General features: G+C 70.0%; 22 protein-coding genes and 1 tRNA gene. 3 read left to right on the plus strand and 20 right to left on the minus strand.

The window, feature by feature from the left end; all coding sequences use genetic code 11:
* Window positions 1-25 precede the first annotated feature (25 nt).
* Window positions 26-1,222, plus strand: coding sequence for an FxsB family cyclophane-forming radical SAM/SPASM peptide maturase (locus ACIHFD_RS46265; RefSeq protein ID WP_397372314.1), 1,197 nt, complete (start codon window positions 26-28; stop codon window positions 1,220-1,222).
* The gene (locus ACIHFD_RS46270) at window positions 1,219-2,505 is read left to right on the plus strand and encodes an HEXXH motif domain-containing protein (protein ID WP_397372315.1); all 1,287 of its coding nucleotides are present in this window, start codon (window positions 1,219-1,221) and stop codon (window positions 2,503-2,505) included. The genes ACIHFD_RS46265 and ACIHFD_RS46270 overlap by 4 nt, the downstream gene beginning before the upstream one ends.
* Window positions 2,506-2,545: 40 nt before the next feature.
* Here ACIHFD_RS46270 and ACIHFD_RS46275 read toward each other — a convergent pair whose 3' ends face one another.
* The 8 genes from ACIHFD_RS46275 to nadD all read right to left on the minus strand — a co-directional run bounded on the left by ACIHFD_RS46275 (window position 2,546) and on the right by nadD (window position 6,765).
* On the minus strand, window positions 2,546-3,292 hold the full coding sequence (locus tag ACIHFD_RS46275; protein WP_397372316.1) for a glycerophosphodiester phosphodiesterase: 747 nt from the start codon (window positions 3,290-3,292) through the stop codon (window positions 2,546-2,548).
* Between the two features lie 52 nt (window positions 3,293-3,344).
* Window positions 3,345-3,848, minus strand: coding sequence for a hypothetical protein (locus ACIHFD_RS46280; protein WP_397372317.1), 504 nt, complete (start codon window positions 3,846-3,848; stop codon window positions 3,345-3,347).
* 95 nt (window positions 3,849-3,943) lie between these two features.
* Window positions 3,944-4,372 carry a type II toxin-antitoxin system VapC family toxin gene (locus tag ACIHFD_RS46285; protein ID WP_350740706.1) on the minus strand — a complete coding sequence of 143 codons (429 nt, stop codon included), beginning with the start codon at window positions 4,370-4,372 and terminating at the stop codon, window positions 3,944-3,946.
* Window positions 4,369-4,620, minus strand: a complete 252-nt coding sequence (locus tag ACIHFD_RS46290) for a hypothetical protein (protein WP_397372318.1) — start codon at window positions 4,618-4,620, stop codon at window positions 4,369-4,371. Before ACIHFD_RS46290 ends, ACIHFD_RS46285 begins: the two co-directional genes overlap by 4 nt.
* A 190-nt stretch (window positions 4,621-4,810) precedes the next feature.
* A tRNA-Ala gene (locus ACIHFD_RS46295) sits at window positions 4,811-4,883 on the minus strand.
* A gap of 113 nt (window positions 4,884-4,996) precedes the next feature.
* Window positions 4,997-5,626: a histidine phosphatase family protein gene (locus ACIHFD_RS46300; RefSeq protein ID WP_350740710.1), complete on the minus strand. Its 630-nt coding sequence runs from the start codon at window positions 5,624-5,626 to the stop codon at window positions 4,997-4,999.
* A 34-nt stretch (window positions 5,627-5,660) separates the two neighbouring features.
* Window positions 5,661-6,056, minus strand: coding sequence for a ribosome silencing factor (gene rsfS, locus ACIHFD_RS46305; protein ID WP_080046168.1), 396 nt, complete (start codon window positions 6,054-6,056; stop codon window positions 5,661-5,663).
* Window positions 6,057-6,147: 91 nt separating this feature from the next.
* Window positions 6,148-6,765, minus strand: coding sequence for a nicotinate-nucleotide adenylyltransferase (gene nadD / locus ACIHFD_RS46310; RefSeq protein ID WP_192793669.1), 618 nt, complete (start codon window positions 6,763-6,765; stop codon window positions 6,148-6,150).
* An 87-nt stretch (window positions 6,766-6,852) separates the two neighbouring features.
* On the opposite strand from nadD, the gene ACIHFD_RS46315 reads away from it, so the two are divergent.
* Window positions 6,853-7,884, plus strand: a complete 1,032-nt coding sequence (locus ACIHFD_RS46315) for a M48 family metallopeptidase (protein WP_397372319.1) — start codon at window positions 6,853-6,855, stop codon at window positions 7,882-7,884.
* A gap of 122 nt (window positions 7,885-8,006) precedes the next feature.
* Here ACIHFD_RS46315 and ACIHFD_RS46320 read toward each other — a convergent pair whose 3' ends face one another.
* From ACIHFD_RS46320 to rodA, 12 genes are all read right to left on the minus strand, one after another.
* Window positions 8,007-9,710 (minus strand): protein kinase, encoded by a 1,704-nt coding sequence (locus tag ACIHFD_RS46320; protein WP_397372320.1) that lies wholly within the window; start codon window positions 9,708-9,710, stop codon window positions 8,007-8,009.
* Window positions 9,711-9,792: 82 nt separating this feature from the next.
* Entirely contained in the window at window positions 9,793-9,969 is a 177-nt protein-coding gene (locus tag ACIHFD_RS46325; protein ID WP_350740718.1) for a hypothetical protein, read from the minus strand.
* A 50-nt stretch (window positions 9,970-10,019) separates the two neighbouring features.
* A complete protein-coding gene (locus ACIHFD_RS46330) occupies window positions 10,020-11,294 on the minus strand; it encodes a glutamate-5-semialdehyde dehydrogenase (protein ID WP_397372321.1) in 1,275 nt (424 codons plus the stop codon).
* A gap of 54 nt (window positions 11,295-11,348) precedes the next feature.
* A complete protein-coding gene (gene proB, locus ACIHFD_RS46335) occupies window positions 11,349-12,467 on the minus strand; it encodes a glutamate 5-kinase (RefSeq protein ID WP_397165808.1) in 1,119 nt (372 codons plus the stop codon).
* A gap of 189 nt (window positions 12,468-12,656) precedes the next feature.
* Window positions 12,657-14,006, minus strand: a complete 1,350-nt coding sequence (obgE, locus tag ACIHFD_RS46340) for a GTPase ObgE (protein ID WP_397372322.1) — start codon at window positions 14,004-14,006, stop codon at window positions 12,657-12,659.
* A 120-nt stretch (window positions 14,007-14,126) separates the two neighbouring features.
* Window positions 14,127-14,384, minus strand: a complete 258-nt coding sequence (rpmA, locus tag ACIHFD_RS46345) for a 50S ribosomal protein L27 (RefSeq protein ID WP_012893687.1) — start codon at window positions 14,382-14,384, stop codon at window positions 14,127-14,129.
* A gap of 15 nt (window positions 14,385-14,399) precedes the next feature.
* On the minus strand, window positions 14,400-14,702 hold the full coding sequence (gene rplU / locus ACIHFD_RS46350) for a 50S ribosomal protein L21 (protein ID WP_043634375.1): 303 nt from the start codon (window positions 14,700-14,702) through the stop codon (window positions 14,400-14,402).
* A gap of 213 nt (window positions 14,703-14,915) precedes the next feature.
* On the minus strand, window positions 14,916-17,825 hold the full coding sequence (locus ACIHFD_RS46355; protein WP_397372323.1) for a ribonuclease E/G: 2,910 nt from the start codon (window positions 17,823-17,825) through the stop codon (window positions 14,916-14,918).
* 144 nt (window positions 17,826-17,969) lie between these two features.
* Entirely contained in the window at window positions 17,970-18,722 is a 753-nt protein-coding gene (locus ACIHFD_RS46360) for a TIGR03936 family radical SAM-associated protein (RefSeq protein ID WP_350740726.1), read from the minus strand.
* Between the two features lie 153 nt (window positions 18,723-18,875).
* Complete coding sequence (locus ACIHFD_RS46365) at window positions 18,876-20,786, minus strand: TIGR03960 family B12-binding radical SAM protein (protein WP_350740728.1); 1,911 nt, start codon at window positions 20,784-20,786, stop codon at window positions 18,876-18,878.
* A gap of 20 nt (window positions 20,787-20,806) precedes the next feature.
* Window positions 20,807-20,986, minus strand: coding sequence for a hypothetical protein (locus ACIHFD_RS46370; RefSeq protein ID WP_350740730.1), 180 nt, complete (start codon window positions 20,984-20,986; stop codon window positions 20,807-20,809).
* Window positions 20,987-20,990: 4 nt separating this feature from the next.
* Complete coding sequence (rodA, locus tag ACIHFD_RS46375) at window positions 20,991-22,157, minus strand: rod shape-determining protein RodA (RefSeq protein WP_350740732.1); 1,167 nt, start codon at window positions 22,155-22,157, stop codon at window positions 20,991-20,993.
* Window positions 22,158-22,202: the final 45 nt, after the last annotated feature.

The following is a 22,202-nucleotide window of genomic DNA, read 5'->3' on the forward strand; positions in this document are numbered from 1 at the left end:
GTCTCAATGTGGAGGCTGATCCGCGGTGTCAGAGTGGCCAGCGACATTGGACGTCGACGCGCTGCTGGTCCGCGGCTGGCGGCCGACGCCGTTCCGACAGTTCATCCTGAAAGTACATAGCAGATGTGATTTGTCATGCACATATTGCTACATGTACGAAATGGCGGATCAAAGCTGGAGATTTCGCCCAAAACGTATGTCTCGGGAAACGGTCGAGGCCACCGCGGGCAGGATCGCCGAACACGCCAAGGCGCACGATCTCGACAGCGTCGACGTGATCCTGCACGGCGGTGAGCCGCTCCTGGCCGGCCACGACGACATCCGCGACCTCGTGGGCGTCGTCAGGTCCGCCGTGCCGGTCCGCGTGGACGTCAGCGTGCAGACCAACGCGACGCTCCTCGACGCGCGCTTCCTGAGGCTCTTCGACGAGCTGGAGATCGGCGTCGGGGTCAGCCTCGACGGCGGGCAGGCCGACCACGACCGCTCCCGCCGCACCGCCGACGGCCGCGGCAGCTACCACCGGGTGGCCGCCGCGCTGGAGCTCCTCACGTCCGAGGACTTCCGGCACCTGTTCCACGGGCTGCTGTGCACGGTCGATCTCCGCAACGACCCCCTGGGCACCTACACCGCCCTCCTGGGCTTCGACCCGCCGTTGATCGACTTCCTGCTCCCCCACGGCAACTGGTCCGAGCCGCCGCCCGGCAGGGTCCCCGGCTCGCCGGACACCCCGTACGCGACCTGGCTGGCGACCGTCTTCGACCAGTGGTACGCCACCCCGTCCCACGGCACCCGCGTCCGGCTGTTCGACGAGATCATCCACCTGCTCCTCGGCGGGGAGTCGGCCACCGAGCAGATCGGCCTCTCGCCCGCGGCCATGATCGTGATCGAGACCGACGGCGAGATCGAGCAGTCCGACCTGCTCAAGTCGGCGTTCGAGGGCGCCGGGAGCACCGGGCTGCACGTGGCCCGCGACTCCTTCGACGACCTCCTGCTCCTGCCCTTCACCGCCGCCCGCCAGATCGCCCGCCTCGACCCCGCGCCGGAGTGCGCCGCGTGCGAGGTGGGCATGATCTGCGGTGGCGGTCTGTTCGCCCACCGCTACAGAGCGGGCAACGGCTTCCACAACCCCTCGGTCTACTGCGCCGACCTGCTGAGCCTGATCAAGCACGTCGGCCGGACCGTGCAGGCCGACGTCCGTCGCCGTACTAAGGATCCCCGATGAACCTCACTGACCACCGGATCCCGGCGGACGCGTTCGACGCCCTCGCGAACGGCGGCGGAGGCGGCGGCGCCGTGCGGCGGCTCAAGGCCGCCCAATACAGCAAGCACCTGCTGCTCATCAGGGGTGTCCTGGACGTGGCCCGCGACCTGGGCCACACCTCCTGGGCGCGGACGCGCCGCGCCTACGACCTGCTCGCCACGCTCCAGACGAGCCATCCGGAGGCGGTCGGCAGGGTCCTGCAGCACCCGTCGGTCGGCGCCTGGGCCCGCCACGCGATCCGTTCCCGGCGCTCGCCGGAGCAGCTGGCCGCCCTCGCCGCGGCGGCGGCCATCCACGCCCGTACGACGTGCGAGGTGGACGTTCCGGTCTTCGCCGGCAGGGCCATGCTGCCGTCGCTGGGGCAGGTCGCCTTCCCCGGCGGCGTGACCATGGCGACCGTGCACTGCTGGCCGGAGGGCGCGGAGGTGAGCGCGGGCGACCTGGTGGTCGAGATCCGCGACGACGCCCCCGGCTGGCAGCGGCTGCGCGCCCTCTCCGCCGAGTCCCGGGGCAGAAGCCTGAACGTGCTCATCGACGATCTGGACCCGCACCGGCTGCCGGGGGCGACCGACCTGCACGGGCGGCTCACGGACGCGGAGGCGGCCCGCTGGCAGCGCCTCCTGGACGAATCCTGGCAGCTCCTGGTGAGCCACCACGAGCCGATCGCCGAGGAGGTGTCGGCCGGCATCACGGTCCTCACGCCGCTGACCACCCCCTCGACGGGCTCGTCCAGCGCCTCCTCGCGCGACGCCTACGGCTGCATAGCCCTCTCCGACCCGCCGGACCCCCGCACGCTGGCGGAGACCCTCACCCACGAGGCCCAGCACGCCAAGCTCTCGGCCCTGCTCGACATCGTGCCGCTGACCGAACCCGACGACGGCTCCCGCTACTACGCGCCCTGGCGCGAGGACCCCAGACCCGCCGGCGGGCTGCTCCAGGGCGCGTACGCGTACCTGGGCGTGACGGACTTCTGGCGGCGGCAGCGGCAGCACGAGTCGGGCGAGGACGAGATCCGCGCGAGCGCCGAGTTCGCCCGCTGGCGGGCGGCGGCCCACCTGGTCACCCGCACCCTCCTGAGCAGCGGCCGGCTGACGGAGCACGGGGTGACCTTCGTGGACCGGATGGAGAGCCGGCTCGGCTCCTGGGCCGCCGAGCCGGTGCCCGCCGCGGCGACGGCCCTGGCCGAGGACGCCGCCGAGCGCCACCGGGCCCGCTGGCAGGCCCGTAACGGCGCCCTCAACTGATCGGCCACCGGACGACACCGAAGGCTGACCCGTCACCGGGTCATTGGCACTTCCCCTTCAGCCACGCGTTGAACTGGGGCGTGTAGTCGGTGGCCACCCGCTTGGCGCCGCGATCGAGCGCCCCCTGCCACGCGCTCTCGTTCAGCGTCCACGAGGGGGGCGGCTCCTCCCACTTGGTGACCTCCGGCCAGATGGGCCCGCCACTCAGCACCTTGGTCATGCCCGCGGCGCTCACCCGGCTCCTGAGCTCGGCGGCGATCTCGCTGTTGTGGGAGTACAGGATGATCTCCTGCGACTGGTAGCGCTCCTTGACGGGGTCGAGCACCTCGGCCCAGGCCCGCGCCTTGATCGCGGCGTTGGAGTTGAGCAGCGACTGCCGGGCCTCCGGCTTGATCTCGACCAGCCCGATCATGCCGGCGCTCTTCATCTCGGCCAGCCACTCGCGGAAGGTGTAGACGGTCTCGCCCTCGAAGATGCCGCGGTTAATGGTCCGGCCCTTGAGCGCGGTGTCGCCCGCCGCCCACCAGATGTCGGTGATGTTCTTCTTCGTGCCCGTCAGGCCCCAGGTAGAGGTGTTGTGCCACATGACGGCCTTGGTGCCGTCCTTGGTGAGCTGCAGGTCGGCCTCGACGCCTGACGCGCCCCAGGACTGGTAGCGGCGGATGGCCGTGGGGTTGTTGGGCTGACGCACCTGGTCCCGCTCCCAGGCGTTGGCGCCCGTGGGGTAACCGCCGTGCCCGAAGATCAGCGGGCACGCGGGCAGTGCGGAGGATGGAGCGGTGAGCAACGAGGCAAGCGCTAAAGCGACGAGGGAGGCTGCCAAGGTTCATACCTTTCGATCATGTTTTCCCGCACACTACCGTTCGGTCAGGAAGGTCCGCAGGAGGCGGGTGCAGGCGTCGGGTCGGCCGCCCGCGATGGCGTGACCCGCGTTCGCGACGGGCACCAGCGTGGCGTCGGGAACGTGCGCCGGTACTCGTCCGCGCCTCGACGGGGATGAAGTCGCTGTCGGCGGCAAGAGCCGTCCCGATCACGACCAGGACGGCGCAGACGCCCCCGGCCGCGGCGAACCCGGCTGTACGGCGCACGGCCGGCGAATGCAGGGCAACCAGCACCGCCACCAGAGCGCCACCGACCGTCCCGAGGCCCAGCAGAGCTCCGCCCATCGTGCCGAGGCCCAGCACCGACGCCAGCGGCGTGCCGCCGAGGGCCCACGGGGCTGCGAGGCGACGGCAGCTGAGAGCGGCGAAGGCGATCACCGTGCTCGCGGCCAGGAGAAGCCCTGGGACGTGCGGTGCCCAGAGCAGGATCTGCACGATGACCAGGACGCCCGGAAGCAGCATCTCCCGCCATCCCGGCCTACCGGCGCCCACAGCGATCAAGCCTGAACAGCAAAAAGCCCGGCTCCATCACGGAAGCCGGGCTTCTTTCATCGAGGCTAGCCCGTCGCGCCGTGAGGTCGTGTCACAGCGACCACGTTCACAAGCCGTTCCAGGCCGTCGAAGTCCTTGGGGTTCGCGGTGAACAACGGCAGCTCGTTACCGGCGGCCGTTGCAGCGATCATCAGGCCGGCGGTCCGGCTTCGTGGCTGTCGACCTTGCATGTACACGACGGCACAGATCTGCCCGAACACGCGGGCCGCCTCGGCGTCGTACGGCAGCGGATCACCGAACGCCGCCTCGGCATACTGGAGCACCGCGACCCTTCCCGCACGCTTGACCGGATCGTCGGTGGCATACGGTCCACGCGACAGTTCGCCAAGCGTGACTGCGGTGATCGCCGACTCTGCGGGCAGTTCGGCGGGATCGAAGAGCTTGAAAGCAGCCACGATGTTCGTGTCGAGAACGCCTCGCTCATGCCGGGTCACAGGCCGGTCCCGTCGAGCGGATCGCGTAGCTCGTCATCGATCACCGCGTCCAGATCAGCCCGTACCTCGTCCCAGTCAATAGCCGGGGCGGTGGCGAACACGGCCTGCGCCTCAGCTGTGGGAACGAACCGGCGACGCTTGATCGGCTTCACTTCGGCGAGCGGCTCGCCGTTGAGCGTCAGAATGTACCGCTTTCCCTCACGCAGGCCGCGCGTGACGCCACCAGAGTCGTTGACGAACTGGCGCACGCTCACCTCGGTCGAACGAGGTATTGGAGCATCCATGGCTCAATCGTACCTCGGCGTACCACGCCATAGTACGGCACCATGATCGTTTGCGGTGTCCACTTCCAGCACGGGCATCATTGACCAGGCCTTGCCCCAAACGCGCAAAAACGGCGATGCCCCGAAGGACACCGCCGCTGATCGAATCCGCTTGTGGAGCTATGGGGATTCGAACCCCAGACCTCCTCCATGCCATGGAGGCGCGCTACCAACTGCGCTATAGCCCCTGGTCACCGCTCCGAGTCCACCCGTTGCGGCGCTCCGAGAGCATATAGCCATCCGCGCCGATTCGCCTAATCGGAGCGCGCTGGTCGTACGGCCCCCGAGCCGTACGAACTCGCTATGCCTCGGCCTCCGGCCGGTCGTCGCTGCGGACGGGCTCAGGCAGCGTCCCGGCGTTGTGCTCCAGCAACCGCCATCCTCTGCGCCCCTCCTGCAACACCGACCACGAGCAGTTGCCCAGCCCGCCCAGCGCCGGCCAGAGCTGCTCGGGCAGCCCGAGCAGCTCGCAGATCCCGAGCCGCAGCGCGGCCCCGTGGGAGGCCACGACCAGCAGGCCGTCGTCGTCGAGCTTGGCCGCCCAGCGCCGCATGGCGCCGGCCACTCTGGTGGCCACGTCGGCGACGGGCTCTCCACCCGGCGCCTCCCAGGCCACGTATTCCTCGGGCCAGCGCGACGCGATCTCGTCGCGCGTGAGCCCTTCCCATTCGCCGCCCCCGCGCTCGCGGAGGTCCTTGTCCACGCTCACGTCCAGCCCGACGACCCGCGCGAGCGCCAGCGCCGTGTCGTTGGCGCGCTGGAGATCGGACGAGACGACCAGGGTGGGCCGCAGGGAGGCCAGCAACGACGCCGCCCTGGCGGCCTGCGCGATGCCGGTCTCGTCGAGGGGGATGTCGGAGTGTCCCTGGAATCGCTGCTCGACGTTCCACAAGGTCTGCCCGTGCCGGAGGCAGACGATCCTCTTGCTCATGCGGAACGCTCGGACTCGAGATGGGGGAGCCCGCTCACGCGCGTGCCCGCTGGAGGTTGGCCTGCATGACGCTCTCCGGCAGCGAGATGGCCGGGCAGTCCTTCCACAGGCGCTCGAGCGCGTAGAACGTGCGGTCTTCCTCGTGCTGGACGTGCACGACGATGTCGATGTAGTCGAGCAGCACCCAGCGGCCCTCGCGCTCGCCCTCTCGGCGCACGGGCTTGGCGTCGGCCTCGGTGCGCAGCCGCTCCTCGATCTCGTCGACGATGGCGCGTACCTGGCGGTCGTTGGTGGCGGAGCAGAGCAGGAAGGCGTCGGTGATGACGAGCTGTTCGCTCACGTCGTATGCGAGGATGTCATCGGCCAGCTTGTCCGCCGCGGCTTCCGCGGCGATGCGCACGAGCTGGACGGATCTGTCGGATGCGGTCACGATGCGGGTCTGTCCTCCTGTGTCGGCAGCATGCCTATACGTTGAGGGTACCCTTCCGGGCCGAAACCCCTCACCTACGGCACGGAGGCCGTCATCCTTCCGCGTGATACAGCCCCCGTTTGTTGATGTACTGGACGATTCCGTCCGGCACCAGATACCAAATCGGCTCTCCCTTGGCGACACGTTGCCGGCACTCGGACGACGAGATGGCCAGTGCGGGAATTTCCAGCAACGTCACCCGCCCCTCCGGCAGCCCGGGATCGTGGAGCGTGTGCCCCGGACGGGTACAGCCGACGAAATGGGCCAGCTCGAACAGCTCGTCCGCGTTCTGCCAGTCCAGGATGGCGCCGAGCGCGTCCGCGCCGGTGATGAAATACAGCTCAACCCCAGGACCGTAAATTTCCGAAATATCACGCAAAGTATCGATGGTGAACGTCGGCCCAGGGCGATCCACGTCCACCCTGCTCACCGAGAACCGGGGATTGGACGCGGTCGCGATGACCGTCATCAGATAGCGGTCCTCCGCGGCCGACACCTCGCGCTCGGCCTTCTGGTACGGCCGCCCGGTCGGCACGAACACGACTTCGTCCAGGTCGAAGTGGTGGGCCACCTCGCTGGCGGCCACCAAGTGGCCATGGTGGATGGGATCGAACGTCCCACCCATCACTCCGACTCGCCGCTTCCCCTGCACACCAGGTGCATTCATCATGAAACGGACCTTACGCGGACCTTGTACCACAACATGATGGCACCCCCCTTGGTGATGACCGCGCATCACTCCCGTTGCGGACGTAGCATGCCGGGCATGACGACCACCCCGGACCGCAACCGCGTCCAACTGCCCGGCATCTCGTCCCGAGCCTACGAACACCCCGCAGACCGGTCCGCCCTGGTCGCTCTGCGTAAGTTGAGTGGGTTCGACACGGTTCTCAAGCAGATGTCCGGCCTCATCAGCGAGCGCCGGCTGCGCCTGATGTACCTGGCGTCTGCCGTACGCGTGAGCGAGACCCAGTTCCGCTCCATCTACGACATGGGCCGCGACGCCGCCTACACGCTCGACCTGCACCGGATCCCCGAGATCTACATCCAGCAGGATCCGCAGGTCCAGGCCAAGGCCATCGGCTTCGACGACCCGTTCATCGTCGTGACCACCGGCCTGCTCAACCTCATGAACGAGGAGGAGCAGCGCTTCGTCATCGGCCACGAGACCGCCCACATCCTGTCGGGACACGCGGTCTACCGGACGATGCTCGACATCCTCACCCGCCTCGCCACCCGCGTCGCCTGGATCCCGCTCGGCTACATCGGCCTGCGCGCGATCGTCGCGGGCCTGGAGGAGTGGTACCGCAAGTCGGAGCTGTCCTCCGACCGCGGCGGCCTGCTCGTCGGCCAGGACCCCGAGGCGGCCAAGCGGGCGCTGATGAAGCTCGCCGGCGGCGACTACACCCACGAGATGAACATCGAGGCGTTCCTGGAGCAGTACCAGGAATACGACACCGCGGGCGACCTTCGCGACGGCTTCCTCAAGGTGCTCAACCTGCTCGGCACGACCCACCCGTTCGCGGTGGTGCGCGTGGCCGAGCTGGACAAGTGGCAGCGCAGCGGCGAGTACGAGCGCATCCTGGGCGGGGACTACCCGCGCAGGGAGGACGACCCCAACGCACGAGTGACCGACGAGATCAAGGCCGCGGCCGAGTCCTACCGCGCGTCCTGGTCCCAGTCGCAGGACCCGTTCATCGGCGTCCTGCGCGACGTGGCCGAGGGCGCGGTCAACGCGGGCGAGCGCATCTTCAACCGCTTCTCGCGCCGCGACGGCGGCCAGGGCTGACCGGCCGCACCGCCGTACGCGGCCGATCAGCTTGATCGGCCGCGAAACCCACCGCGATCGGCGACGAGCGGCGGGTTCCGAACCCCGAGGGGCAGCTTCGGCCTGCCTTGGAGAGCGGCAGGTCAGAGCAGGAGAGCGATAGCGCGCACGGCGGCCGCGCACAGGGCGACGAACCCGCCCAGCACGGCCAGTGCGCGCAGCCCTTCCCTGCGCAGATCGGGCAGCCGATGCCCGATCCGCTCGATCTCGCGCCCGGCGAAACCACCGCACAGCATCCCGAACACCACGCCCGCCACCGTCACGGGCGCGGGCTGCTGCCACCAGTCGGAGTCGATCACTCCGCCGCCGGTCACCCAGAGCGCGCCGCCCGACGCCAGCGCGACCGGCACGCCCGGCCACACGCCGGCGGTGGCGGCCGCCCCGACCAGGGCGACCGGGAAGAGCAGCACGCGCAGCGCCACCCGCGTACGCCGCGAGCTGCGGTTTCTGACCAGCCAGTGGCTCATCCAGAGCGTCCTGGTCAGCACCACGAACACCGTGGTGATCGCGATGGAGGCGATCGGCCAGATCACCGAGGTCACCACGCACGGCACCGCGAGCACGGCCAGCATCAGCAGGGCGCCGTTGCCCGCGGGCAGCGTGGTGGTCGACTCTGCCCTGAGCCCGGCCTTCCTGCGCACCTGAGGCCGGCTCCGGACGGCCGCCGCCGCACGCTGGCGCGGCGCGGTCATCTTGGAGCGCGCGAGAGCGGACTTCCCGTCCGCCGCGCCCGTGCGCCCGCGCGGCGCGGGCACCTCCGTGCGGCTGCGGACCGCGGCGCCCTTCCCATCCGTGCCGGTACGGCTGCGCGCCGCGGCGCCCTTGCCGTCGGCGCGGACTGGCGAGCCTTTCGTTTCGGGGTTCGCACGGGTGCGCGGTGCGGGCACCTTACTGTCCGTGTTCGCCCGACTCCGGGCGGATTTTTCCTCAGGGGTGGCGCGGCCTGCCTTGGTCTCCTCCGAGGACCCGGCAGCGGGCTCCGGCTCGGCCGCGCTGGTGGCTCTGGCCAGCCGCGACAGCCGATCGGCCAGCAACGCCGCCGTGGGGCGCTTGCCCGGTTCCCTGTTGAGCGCGGCGCGTACCAGCGGCAGCAGCTCCACGGGCACGCCCTTGAGGTCGGCCTGCCCGTTCAGCACCGCGTACATCTGCGCCTCGGCCGTCCCCCGCCCGAACGTCGGCCGCCCCGTCGCCGCGAACGCCACCGTCGCCGCCCAGGCGTGCACGTCGGCGGGCGAGTCGACCTGCTCGTCGGCGAAGATCTCCGGCGCGGTGTAGCCGGGCGTGCCGAGGAACGTGCCGGTCATGGTGAGCCGGGTCGCGTCGAGCACCTGCGCGATGCCGAAGTCGATGAGCACGGGCCCCTCGGAGCCCATGATGATGTTGCCCGGCTTGAGATCCCGGTGCACGACCCCGGCCGCGTGAATGATCGCCAGGGCCGCGGCGATGCCCTGGGCCAGGTCCACGAGGTCGGACACGTCGAGTGCGCCGTTCTGGCGGACGCGGTCGAGGAGCGTGGCGCCCTCGATGTACTCCATGACCAGGTACGGGCGGGCACAGCTCAGGTCGGCGTCGAGCACCTTGGCCACGTACGGGCTCTCGACCCTGCGCAGCGCCCGGACCTCGCGCTCCAGCCGGACACGGGAGGTCTCATCCTCGGCCAGGTCGTGCAGCACCTTGAGAGCGACGCTCTCGCCCCGGCGGGTGGTCGCGAGGTAGACCTCGCCCATGCCGCCGCGACCGAGCCGCTCGACCAGGGTGTACGGCCCGATCTTGCCGAGCTTGCTCACCGTCTCTCCCCGCCCGGCCCGCCCATAAGGGACCTAACCTTAGCGCTGGGACCCCTGTCGGCGCTTGAGGCACGCCGAAGGATTATCGGCGAGTGTGGTCGGAGAGCATGCTGTCGAGCCGGGCCGTGGGCTCGTCCGACAGTTGCCTGCGCCCCTTCCTGCGCCAGTGGACGTGTCCGCGGCTCTCGAGCCAGAGCAGCAACCGGTCGGCGCCGAACAGCACGGCCGCCGAGAAGACAAGGGCGATGACAATCTCCATGCCTCTCAGTCAACCTGCGCTCCACGGCGCCGGTCAGGCCGACACGCCGATCAACCGGCCACCACCGTGCCCTCTGACGTGCGCAAATGCCCCTCACCGGTGTAGATCCACTTGGTGGAGGTGAGCTCGGGCAGCCCCATCGGGCCGCGCGCGTGGAGCTTCTGCGTGGAGATGCCGATCTCCGCCCCGAACCCGAACTCCCCGCCGTCGGTGAACCTCGTCGAGGCGTTGACCGCCACGGCCGCCGAGTCGACCAGCGCCACGAACCTGCGCGCCGCCCGCTGCGACCTGGTGACGATGGCGTCGGTGTGGCCGGAGCCGTACTTCCTGATGTGGGCCACCGCCTCCTCCAGCGAGCCGACGACCCCGGCGGCGATGTCGAGCGAGAGGTATTCGGCGTAGAAGTCGTCCTCGGTGACGGGCACGACGCCGGAGCCGTGCCCGGCGATGCGCTCGTCACCGTGCACGGTCACGCCCGCCTCGGCGAGCGCCGCCAGCGCCCGCGGCACGAACGCGTCGGCGACGTCCTCGTGGACGAGGAACGTCTCGGCCGCGTTGCACACCGACGGCCGCTGCGCCTTGGCGTTGACCAGGATCTGCACGGCCAGGTCGACGTCGGCCTCGGCGTCCACGTAGACGTGGCAGTTGCCGACGCCGGTCTCGATCACCGGCACCGTGGACTCCTCCACCACCGAGTTGATCAGCGAGGCGCCGCCGCGCGGGATCAGCACGTCGACCAGGCCGCGGGCGCGCATGAGCTCCTTGACCGAGTCGCGGGTCTGCCCCGGCACGAGCTGGACGGCTCCGGCGGGCACCTCGGTGCCCTCCAGCGCGTCCTGCATGACCTTCACCAGGGCCGTGTTGGAGGAGTAGGCGCTGGAGGAGCCCCTGAGCAGCACCGCGTTTCCGCTCTTGAGGCAGAGCGCGGCGGCGTCGACGGTGACGTTGGGGCGACCCTCGTAGATGATGCCGATGACGCCGAGCGGCACCCTGAGCTGGCGCAGCTCCAGCCCGTTGGGCAGGGTGGCGCCGCGGACGACCTCGCCGACCGGGTCGGGCAGGTCGGCCACCTGGCGCACGGCCTCGGCGATGGCGCCGACCCTGGCCTCGTCGAGCCGCAGCCGGTCGATCATCGCCTCGGACGTGCCCTGCGCCCTGGCCTGCTCGACGTCCTTGGCGTTGGCCTCGACGATCTCCGCCGCGTGCGCGACCAGGGCATCGGCCACGGCACGCAGCGCCCGGTCCTTCGGCGCCCGCGGCAGCGGGGCCAGCTCGGCGGCGGCCTCTCGCGCCGCCTGGGCGACCTTCAAGAACTCTGTGCTCATGGCTACGCTCCGCTCCCTACGTTCCCAGCACGCTCGTCGCCCTAGGGATGGGGACTAGTTGTGAGCTTCCAGTATGACGATGTCGTCACGGTGGATCAGCTCACGCTCATATTCCGGACCGAGCGCGCTGGCCAGCTCCCTGGTGGAGCGGCCGAGCAGGCCCGGGATCTCGGTGGCGTCGAAGTTGACCAGCCCGCGAGCCACCACGAGCCCCTGCGGCCCGCACAGATCCACCGGATCGCCCGCCGCGAACTCACCCTCCACCGACGTCACCCCCGCGGGCAGCAGCGACTTGCGCCTCCCCACGATGGCCTCCACTGCCCCCTGGTCGAGGTGGAGGCGGCCGCGCCCGGTGGTGGCGTGCGCGAGCCACAGCAGCCGCGTGCCGGGATGGCGGCCCCCCGGGTGGAAGTAGGTGCCGACATCGGCTCCGCCGAGCGCCTGGGCGGCGTGAGCGGCCGCCGTGAGCACCACGGGAACGCCCGCCCCCGTGGCGATCCTGGCGGCCTGCACCTTGGTCACCATGCCGCCGGTGCCCACCGCCGCGCCGTTCTTCCCGAGCTCGACGCCGACCAGGTCTTCCGGCCCGCGGATCTCCGACAGGCGCTGGGAGCCGCTGCGGCTCGGCGGGCCGTCGTACAGGGCGTCGACGTCCGACAGCAGGACGAGCGCGTCGGCGTGGATCAGGTGCGCCACCAGCGCCGCCAGCCGATCGTTGTCGCCGAAGCGGATCTCGTCGGTGGCCACGGTGTCGTTCTCGTTGACGATGGGCACGATGCCCAGCTCCAGCAGGCGCGCGAGCGTGCGCTGGGCGTTGGCGTGGTGGGCGCGCCGCATCATGTCGTCGGCGGTCAGCAGCACCTGGCCCACGCGGAGGGAGTAGCGGGCGAAGGAGGAGGTGTAGCGGGCGACGAGCACACCCTGCCCGACGGACGCCGCCGCCTGCTGGGTGGCCAGGTCGCGTGGTCGCGCGGTCAGCCCGAGCGGGCCGAGGCCCGCCGCGATCGCCCCGGAGGAGACCAGGACGATCTGGGTCCCCGTACGGCGCCGCGCCGCCAGCACGTCCACAAGGGCGTCGACCCGATCGACGTCGATCGTGCCCTGGGGGGTGGTGAGCGAGGAGGAGCCGACCTTGACAACGACCTTCGACGCTGAGCTGATCTGTTCCCGCACGTCTGGCAGCCTATCCGAGCCCCGAGAGCCCTTCGCTCCCGGAGCCCGGCGGGATACGGCCCGAAGACCCGCCCCCCGGCGCATGACGACGGCCACCTCCACGCGCCGCGGTTCAGGGAGGGTCAACGCCGGCCGGCCCGGCGCTCAGGTCATCGACGCCGAAGCCGTCCTGCGCCCGTGGCGCTCCTGTCAGAGGCGGTTGTCGGACCCTCGCGGGCCCTGCCGTACGGACTCGGCGCTGAGCGTGGGCTGCCAGTCGAAGACGTAGCCGCCCTCCATCGACCCGATGACCACCTCGGCGCCGGCGGTGGCGCCGGCCTTGGCCAGCTCCGCCTCCACGCCGAGCCGTTCGAGCCGATCGGCGAGGTAGCCCACGGCCTCGTCATTGGTGAAGTCCGTCTGCCTGATCCACCGCTCCGGCTTCTCACCGGTGATCTGGAACAGGTTCTCGTTGACCCGCCGCACCCGGAACCCGGCCTCGCCGAGCTGCTTGGGCCTGATGACCAGCCTGGTGGGCTCCTCGACCGGCTTCTGGGCCCTGGCCGCGGCGACCCACTCGCCCATCGCGTACGTGAGCTCCCGCAGCCCGTCATGGGTGGCGGCGGAGATCGTGAACACCCGCAGCCCCCGCGCCTCGAACTCGGGCCTGACCAGCTCGGCCAGCTCCCGCGCGTCGGGCACGTCCGCCTTGTTCAGCACGACCAGCCGGGGCCGGTCCTCCAGCTTCCCGTACGCGTGCAGCTCCGACTCGATGACCTCGTAGTCCGTGATCGGGTCGCGCCCGGGCTCCATGGTGGCGCAGTCGATGACGTGCACGAGCATGTCGCACCGCTCGACGTGCCGCAGGAACTCGTGCCCGAGCCCCTTCCCCTGCGAGGCCCCGGGGATCAGACCGGGCACGTCGGCGACGGTGAACACGGTCTCCCCCGCGGTCACCACCCCCAGGTTGGGGATCAGGGTCGTGAACGGATAGTCCGCGATCTTGGGCTTGGCCGCGCTCAGGGCGGCGATCAGCGAGGACTTGCCGGCGCTCGGGAACCCGACCAGCGCCACGTCCGCCACGCTCTTGAGCTCCAGCATGACGTCGAGCGCGTCCCCGGGCTCCCCGAGCAGCGCGAACCCGGGTGCCTTCCGCCTGGTCGTGGCGAGGGCGGCGTTACCCAGGCCGCCGTGCCCGCCCTCGGCGATGACGTACCGCGTGCCGACACCCACGAGGTCGACCAGCACCTCACCCGTGGAGGCGTTCTTCACCACGGTGCCGTTGGGCACCGGCAGGATCACGTCCGGCCCGTTGGCCCCGTCCCGGTTGGAACCCTGCCCCTGCTTGCCGTTCTCGGCCTTGCGGTGCGGCCGGCGGTGGTAATCGAGCAGCGTCGCCGTGTTGGGGTCGACCTCGAGGACGACGTCACCGCCCCGGCCGCCGTTGCCGCCGTCCGGGCCGCCGAGCGGCTTGAACTTCTCCCGGTGGATGGAGGCGCACCCGTTTCCCCCGTCACCGGCACCGATATGAAGGACCACCTGGTCCACAAAGTCCGGCACTCTGCACTCCTCCACACACACCGCCCACCGGCGGAAGTCAGCCAAAAGCAAAGGGGCGGATCGACACCGCGATCCACCCCTTTGGCAAGAAAACCCAAGGTCTACGGAGAGGAAGAACCCCTACTCCGCGACGGGAACGATGCTCACGGCCCGCCGGCCGCGCTTGACACCGAACTGCACGTGCCCGGCCGCCAGCGCGAACAGCGTGTCGTCGCCGCCACGCCCCACGTTGTCGCCGGGGTGGAAGTGGGTGCCACGCTGACGGACGATGATCTCGCCCGCGTTGACCAGCTGGCCGCCGAAGCGCTTGACGCCCAGGCGCTGAGCGTTGGAGTCACGACCGTTCCGGGTGGACGACGCGCCCTTCTTGTGTGCCATCTCTCAAACTCCCGTTCAGGCCTGCTCGATACCGGTGATCTTCACCTGGGTGTACCGCTGACGGTGACCCTGGCGCTTCTTGTAACCGGTCTTGTTCTTGTACTTGAGGATCCGGATCTTCGGGCCCTTGGTCTCACCGAGGATCTCGGCGCTGACCGTGAACTTGCCCGCCTCCGTGGTCACATCGCCGTCGTTGACGACGAGCACCGTCGGCAGCGAAACCGAAGAGCCGACCTCGCCGGCGACCTTGTCCACCTCGAGGACGTCACCGACGGAGACCTTCTGCTGCCTGCCGCCGCAACGAACGATCGCGTACACCGCGGAACCCTTCTGACTCACTGTTGTCTCGTACATCAGCCGCCTCATCGAGAGGCGGCCGCCGAATGCTGCGCCTGTCATTCGGCCTGTCTCAAACCGACGAACCGAGTAAGCGCGCCAACAGGGCACGTCACCTGACGCACCGATACACCAGGGTACCGGATTAACGGTCCCCTAGGCGAACCGGACGGAACGTCGGAAGCCTGCCGAGAACTACTCGGCCGACTTGGCTCGGCGCGAGCGTCGCCGCCCTCTGCCGGAAGTCTGGCTGGCCTGGTCGTCCTCAGTCGGGACGTCTTCAAGCGCACCGGTCACCGTATCACGGCTCGAGGTGTCCTTGGCCGCGGAAACCTTGTCGGAGACCGCCTTCTCGATGGCCATCTTCCCCTGCGTGCCGCGCGGCTCGGGCTTGGGCTCGACCGGCTCCGTGGAGACGAGCAGGCCACGCCCGTTGCAGCACTCGCACGGCGTGGAGAAGGCCTCCAGCAGCCCCTGTCCGACCCGCTTACGCGTCATCTGGACCAGGCCCAGCGAGGTGACCTCGGCCACCTGGTGCTTGGTCCTGTCGCGGGCCAGGCACTCCAGCAGCCGCCGCAGCACCAGGTCGCGGTTGGACTCCAGCACCATGTCGATGAAGTCGATCACGATGATGCCGCCGATGTCGCGCAGCCTGAGCTGGCGCACGATCTCCTCGGCCGCCTCGAGGTTGTTCCGGGTGACGGTCTCCTCGAGATTGCCGCCCTGCCCGGTGAACTTGCCGGTGTTGACGTCGACGACGGTCATCGCCTCGGTACGGTCGATCACCAGCGAGCCGCCGCTGGGCAGCCAGACCTTGCGCTCGAGCGCCTTGCCGAGCTGCTCGTCGATCCGGTAGTGCTCGAACACGTCACCCTGGTCGCCGTCCCACCGCGCCAGGCGCTCGCCCAGGTGCGGCGCGACGTACTTGACGTAGTCGTCCACCGTGTCCCAGGCGTCGGCGCCCTGCACGATCAGCGAGGTGAAGTCCTCATTGAAGACGTCGCGCACGACCCGGATCGTGAGATCGGGCTCCGCGGACAGCAGCTCGGGCGGGCTGGCCGACTTGGCCTTCTTCTGGATGCTCTCCCACTGGGCCGACAGGCGGGCCACGTCACGCGCCAGCTCGTCCTCGGAGGCGCCCTCCGCGGCGGTACGCACGATCACGCCGGCGTTCTCCGGCATGACCTTCTTCAGGATGCTCTTGAGCCGCGTGCGCTCCTTGTCGGGCAGCTTGCGGCTGATGCCGGTCATCGACCCGTCCGGCACGTAGACGAGGTATCGGCCGGGCAGGCTGATCTGGGACGTGAGCCGGGCGCCCTTGTGCCCGATCGGGTCCTTCGTGACCTGTACGAGCACCGACTGGCCCGACTTCAGCGCCGCCTCGATGCGCTTGGGCTGGCCCTCCAGCCCGGCGGTGTCGAAGTTGACCTCACCGGCGTACAGGACGGCGTTGCGGCCCTTGCCGATGTCCACGAACGCCGCCTCCATCGAGGGCAGCACGTTCTGAACCTTGCCGAGGTAGACGTTGCCGACGTAGGACTGGCTGGCCTCGCGGTTGACGTAGTGCTCGACGAGCACGCCGTCCTCCAGGACCGCGATCTGCGTACGGTCGCCCTGGCGGCGTACCACCATCATCCGGTCGACGGACTCGCGGCGGGCCAGGAACTCCGACTCCGTGATGATCGGCGGACGCCTGCGGCCCAGCTCGCGCCCCTCGCGGCGGCGCTGCTTCTTGGCCTCGAGGCGGGTGGAGCCGCGCACGCTCTGCACACCGTCGGTCGCGGTTTCCAGCCCGCTGCTGCGGCCCGCACGCGGCGCGCGGATGCGCACCACCGTGTTCGGCGGGTCGTCGCTGGCCGGCTCGGCGCCCTCCTCGGAGCCCCGGCGGCGACGGCGACGGCGGCGGCGCGAGGTCGAGGACTCATCGTCGTGAGCGGCGCCCTCCTCGGCCTGCTCCTCCTCGGACTCCTCGTCCTGCTCGTCGCCTTCCTCACCCTCGTCACGCTCGCGCGACTTGCCGCGGCCCCGGCCGCCCCGCCTGCGACGGCGGCGACGGCCCGCGCCCTCTTCCTCCTCCTGCTCGTCGGAGGTGTCGAGGTCGGTCTCGTCCTCTACCGCGGACTCGTCGACCGGCTCCTCGACCTCCTCGGGCTCGGGAGCGGGCTGCGGCGCCTCGGCCCGCCGGGTGACGGCGGGCTTGGCCTGGCTGGGGTCGGGCGCCTGGAACAGCGGCGCGAAGATGGCCGCCGGCCGCTGGAACGCGGTGCCGGGCTCCGCCGGCGTGCGCGCGGCGAACCCGAACGGGTCGGACAGCAGGCTCGCCCGTGCGGGCTCCTCGTCGAGGTCCTCGCCCGCGGGCTCGTCATCGAGGGGCTCGTTGTCGGGCAGGCTCTCAAGGATGTCCTCATCCTCGGCAGCCGCCTGGACACCACCGGCACGCACAGCCTCGGCGCCACCGGCGGGCGCCGCCTCGGCGGTCGGCGCCGTCGTCGCGGCCTTGCCGGCCAGGCCCTCGCTCGCGGCGGCCTTCTCGGAGTCGGCCACCGCCCCCACAGCGCCTGCGACGGCCTCCTCGACGGGCTCTTCCACCTTCTTGCGCGTCCTGCGCCGCTTCACCGGCTCGGCGGCCTCAGCGGGCGGCTCCTCCACCACGGGGGCAGCCTCGGCTTCGGCCTCGGCGGCCTTCTTCGTCGTACGGCGTCGCGTCGTCGTGGCGGTGGACCGGGTCCGCGTGGTCCTCTTGGGCTTCTCCTCGGTCTCGGCCTCGGCCACGGTCCCAGCAACGGTCTCCGCCACGGCCGCCTCGACCGGGCTCTCCGGCGCGGTCGCCGCAGCGGCCTCCGGCTCGGGCGCGGCGGTGCGGATCTGAGGCGCGGGCTCTCCCGCCGCGCGCTGCGCGGCGGTGCTCTGCACCGGTTGTACGTCAGCCACCGACGGCGCGGTCTGCGCCGCCGCAGTGGTGACCGGAACGTGGGCAGGCTCCTCCGGCTCCGGCGGCGGACCCGCCGGGCGGCTGGCGGAGCGGCGACGTGGGGTCACCTCTGGCTGTTCAATTGTCTCCCCGTCAGGGCCAATGGCCCCGGCGTTGGGCTCGTTCTCGAGCATGCGGGCGCTCTCCCGTCAGCTCCCGGGCGCGTCGCCGCGCCGCGCAGGAGCCCTCGTGTCTCGTTGTCCGCCAACGCCCCCGAGGTGGGGGTGTCGGCGCCAAGTCCTGTCAGCGGTCGTGCCCCGCTCGCGCGGGGCACCTCCTCAACCGGCGACGTGCTCACTCGCCGGTCCCGCCTCGCCGCCGCGCGTGGTGTCGCGGTCCAGGTCGAGCGGATCGGCAAGCGCACCAGTGCTGACGTCGAGCGGCCCCTGCGCCAGCCTGGTCACCTCGGGGGGAACCGGCGGCGCGAAGTCAGCCACAAGGCGCAGCCCTGTGAGCACATCGTCGGGTCGAACGGCAGGCGTCATGTGCCGAACAACCATGCGCAGTATGACACACGGCCCTCCGAGCACCTGAGCTGCAGTTCTGTCTGTTCCCTCGGACACCGTGAGCCCCAGGACGGCCTCCCGCGCGTCGAAGCGACGGGGGCCCTTCTTGGTGAGGCGTTCGACCTCCACAGCGCCTGCCGCGAGAAACTTCTCCGCCGCCACCTCGGCGAGCTCGCGATCGGCACCGGGCAGCCGCACCTCCCAGTCGGAGACCTCCAAGCGGTCAGCCAGCCCACCCGGGCCCGCTGTCACAACGTCGAGCACATCGAGCCCCGGCGGCAGCGACCCGTCCAGGTCCTGTCTCACCTGCTCGGGATCGCACGGCGTGGTGACACCGATCTCGAGATATTCGGCTTCGCTGGCGACGCCGGTCGGCGCCGCGCCCGCGTAGGAAATCTTCGGGTGGGGCGAGAAGCCTGCGCTGTAGGCCACCGGTATGCCGGCACGGCGAACCGCTCTCTCAACGGCCCGCGAAATGTCGCGGTGGCTGGTGAAGCGCAGGCGGCCGCGCTTGGCGTAGCGCACGCGAAGGCGCTGCACCGTGGGCGCGGGCGGAGGCCCTTCGGGAACAGGTTTCAGAGCTTGTCGTCCTTCCCTTGTAAGAGTTCCTTCGTCTCAGGATAAGCCGCCCTGGCGCGTGTACGTGTACGCCGAGGCACCGGCTGCCCACTGAGCGCGCTAGACCACCGTAAGAGGAAGGAGTTTTCGCCCCGTGGGGCCGATCTGAATTTCCGTGCCCATCGTCGGGCAGACGCCGCAGTCGTAGCAAGGAGTCCAGCGGCAGTCTTCGACCTCGCCGCCCGAGACGGCCTCCTGCCAGTCCTGCCAGAGCCACTCGCGGTCGAGCCCGGCGTCGAGGTGGTCCCATGGCAGGACCTCGTTCTCCGCCCGCTCGCGCGTGGTGTACCAGTCGACGTCGACGCCCGCCTTCTCGGCGGCCGCCATCCAGCGCTCGTAGGAGAAGTGCTCGCTCCAGCCGTCGAACCTGCCGCCGTCCTCCCAGACGGCGCGGATCACGGCGCCGACCCGGCGGTCGCCGCGCGAGAGCAGGCCCTCCACGATCGAGGGCTTGCCGTCGTGGTAGCGGAAGCCGATGGCTCTGCCGTACTGCTTGTCGCCTCTGAGCGAGTCGCGCAGCTGCTTGAGCCGTCGGTCGACGGTCTCGTGATCGGCCTGTCCGGCCCACTGGAACGGCGTGTGCGGCTTGGGCACGAAGCCGCCGATGGAGACCGTGCAGCGGATGTCGCGGCTGCCGGTCGCCTCGCGGCCCGCCTGGATGACCTTCTTGGCCAGGTCGGCGATGCCCAGCACGTCCTCGTCCTGCTCGGTGGGCAGGCCGCACATGAAGTAGAGCTTGACCTGCCGCCACCCCTGCGAATAGGCCGTGGTGACGGTGCGGATCAGGTCTTCCTCGGTGACCATCTTGTTGATCACCTTGCGCATGCGCTCGGAGCCGCCCTCCGGCGCGAACGTCAGGCCGGAACGCCTGCCGTTCCTGGAGAACTCGTTGGCCAGGTCGATGTTGAACGCGTCGACCCTGGTGGACGGCAGCGAGAGCGAGGTGTTGGTGCCCTCGTAGCGGTCGGCCAGGCCCTTGGCGACGTCACCGATCTCGGAGTGGTCGGCCGACGACAGCGACAGCAGACCGACCTCGTTGAAGCCGGACTCCTTGATGCCGTTTTCGACCATCGCCCCGATGGTGGTGATCGAGCGCTCCCGCACCGGGCGCGTGATCATGCCCGCCTGGCAGAACCTGCAGCCACGGGTGCAGCCGCGGAAGATCTCCACACTGAACCGCTCGTGCACGGTCTCGGCCAGCGGGACCAGCGGCTTCTTCGGGTAGGGCCACTCGTCGAGGTCCATCACGGTGTGCTTGTGCACCCGCCACGGCACGTCGGCCCTGTTGGGGGCGACGCGCTTGATGCGACCGTCCGGGTGGTAGTCCACATCGTAAAATTTCGGGATATATACCCCGCCGGACTCGGCGAGCCGCATGAGCAGCTCGTCCCGCCCGCCGGGTCTGCCCTCGGCCTTCCACTCGCGGATGACCTCGGAGATGGCGATGGAGATCTGCTCTCCGTCGCCGAGCACGGCCGCGTCGAGGAAGTCGGCGATCGGCTCCGGGTTGAAGGCCGCGTGGCCGCCGGCGAGCACGATCGGGTCGTCCTCACCCCGGTCCACGGCCAGCAGCGGGATGCCCGCCAGATCGAGCGCGTTGAGCATGTTGGTGTAGCCCAGCTCGGTCGAGAAGGACACCCCGAGCACGTCGAAGGCGCGCACCGGCCGGTGCGCGTCGACGGTGAACTGCGGGACGCCCTCGGCCCGCATGAGCGCCTCGAGATCCGGCCACACCGCGTAGGTGCGCTCGGCCAGCGTGGCGGGCAGCTCGTTGAGGATCTCGTAGAGGATCGCCACACCCTGGTTGGGCAGCCCGACCTCGTAGGCGTCCGGGTACATCAGCGCCCACCGCACGTCGGCGGAGTCCCAGTCCTTGACGGTCGAGTTGAGCTCACCCCCGACGTACTGGATGGGCTTCTGCACCTTGGGCAGTAGCGCTTCCAGGCGGGGGAACACCGACTCGACAGACATACGGTCCAGGGTAGCGGCGCTCAGACGGTGGCAGGTCCAGGGATGTCGATGTCGTTGCCGATGAGCACCAGGAGGCGGTGCCCTTCGTAGCAGGTCAGCTCGACGGCGATCACGCCGCTCGCCAGATTGTGCACGCCGACGACGTGGTTCGCGGGCAGCAGAAAGCGCTCCTCGCACTCATCGCAATAAGCCAAGAACATGTCTCTAATTAAACGACTGTCTTCGCACCCTGATGGCTTGGAGAAGCCCAATCGCAATGAGATTCGCGAACGTGGCCGTACCGCCATACGACACGAACGGCAGCGGAAGCCCCGTGATCGGCATGATCCCGATCGTCATGCCCACATTGATGAACGTCTGGAACGCGAACCAGCAAACGATCGTGCCCGCGACCAACGTCCCGAACCTGTCGTCGCACTGCCTGGCGATCTTCAGCCCGCGCAGCAGCACCACCCCGAGCAGCAGCACCACCGTGACCGACCCGAGGAACCCGAACTCCTCCCCCGCCACCGTGAAGATGAAGTCGGTGTGCTGCTCGGGCACGAACCGCCCGGTCGTCTGCCCGCCGCCCAGCAGCCCCTTTCCCAGGAGTTGCCCGGAGCCGATCGCGATCATCGACTGCGTGCTGTTGTAGCCCACCCCGCGCGGATCGACGCTCGGATCGACGAACGCCGTAAACCGGGCCACCTGGTACGGCTCGAGCAGCTGGAAGTAGAACACCGAGAACACCCCGCCGGCCGCCACCAGCGTCAGCGCCGCGATCCACCGTTTGCGCACCCCCGCGATGATCAGCCCGGCGGCCGTGATCACCGCCAGCACCAGCGCCGTCCCGAGGTCCGGCTGGAGCATCACCAGCCCCATCGTGACCCCCGAGGCGAGGAGCGCCAGCCATATGTCCAGCGCGCGCGGCCGATCACTGCCCTCGGCCGGCTGCGCGAGCAGCATCGCGATGATCAGCAGCAGCCCGACCTTGGCGAACTCCGACGGCTGCACCGCGAACCCGCCACCGAGCAGGATCCACGAGTGCGACCCGTTGATCGTCGCACCCAGCGGCGTGATGACCAGCCCCAGCCCTATCAGCGACACCAGGAACACGAGCGGCGCGTACGCGCGCATCGCGCGATGGTCGACCGTCGCCACGATCGCGCACAGGATGATCCCGATCATCTCGTTGAAGACGTGCTTCTTGACCAGCCCCGTCGAGCCCGGGGCCCAGGTCCTGGTGGACGACCAGACGAGCAGCGTGCCGATCACGCACAGCCCGGCCACCGCGACCAGCATCAGGGCATCCAGCCTGCGCACCGTCGAGTTCTCACCGGCGACTCGGCGGAACAGCGACGGCCGCCGGACGGCCACCGTTCGATCGATCACCTCCGCACCTCCATCCCAGCGACCATCCACCCGACCACGCGGCCA

It is taken from the genome of Nonomuraea sp. NPDC051941 (assembly GCF_044593615.1).

Excerpts from the sequence above, each read along its gene's own strand:
- ACIHFD_RS46270 (WP_397372315.1), top strand. The coding sequence starts at position 1,219 with ATGAACCTCACTGACCACCGGATCCCGGCGGACGCGTTCGACGCCCTC.
- ACIHFD_RS46280 (WP_397372317.1), bottom strand. The coding sequence starts at position 3,848 with ATGCTGCTTCCGGGCGTCCTGGTCATCGTGCAGATCCTGCTCTGGGCA.
- ACIHFD_RS46300 (WP_350740710.1), bottom strand. The coding sequence starts at position 5,626 with ATGAGCAAGAGGATCGTCTGCCTCCGGCACGGGCAGACCTTGTGGAAC.
- nadD (WP_192793669.1), bottom strand. The coding sequence starts at position 6,765 with ATGATGAATGCACCTGGTGTGCAGGGGAAGCGGCGAGTCGGAGTGATG.
- ACIHFD_RS46315 (WP_397372319.1), top strand. The coding sequence starts at position 6,853 with ATGCCGGGCATGACGACCACCCCGGACCGCAACCGCGTCCAACTGCCC.
- ACIHFD_RS46325 (WP_350740718.1), bottom strand. The coding sequence starts at position 9,969 with ATGGAGATTGTCATCGCCCTTGTCTTCTCGGCGGCCGTGCTGTTCGGC.
- ACIHFD_RS46330 (WP_397372321.1), bottom strand. The coding sequence starts at position 11,294 with ATGAGCACAGAGTTCTTGAAGGTCGCCCAGGCGGCGCGAGAGGCCGCC.
- rpmA (WP_012893687.1), bottom strand. The coding sequence starts at position 14,384 with ATGGCACACAAGAAGGGCGCGTCGTCCACCCGGAACGGTCGTGACTCC.
- ACIHFD_RS46355 (WP_397372323.1), bottom strand. The coding sequence starts at position 17,825 with ATGCTCGAGAACGAGCCCAACGCCGGGGCCATTGGCCCTGACGGGGAG.
- ACIHFD_RS46365 (WP_350740728.1), bottom strand. The coding sequence starts at position 20,786 with ATGTCTGTCGAGTCGGTGTTCCCCCGCCTGGAAGCGCTACTGCCCAAG.
- ACIHFD_RS46370 (WP_350740730.1), bottom strand. The coding sequence starts at position 20,986 with ATGTTCTTGGCTTATTGCGATGAGTGCGAGGAGCGCTTTCTGCTGCCC.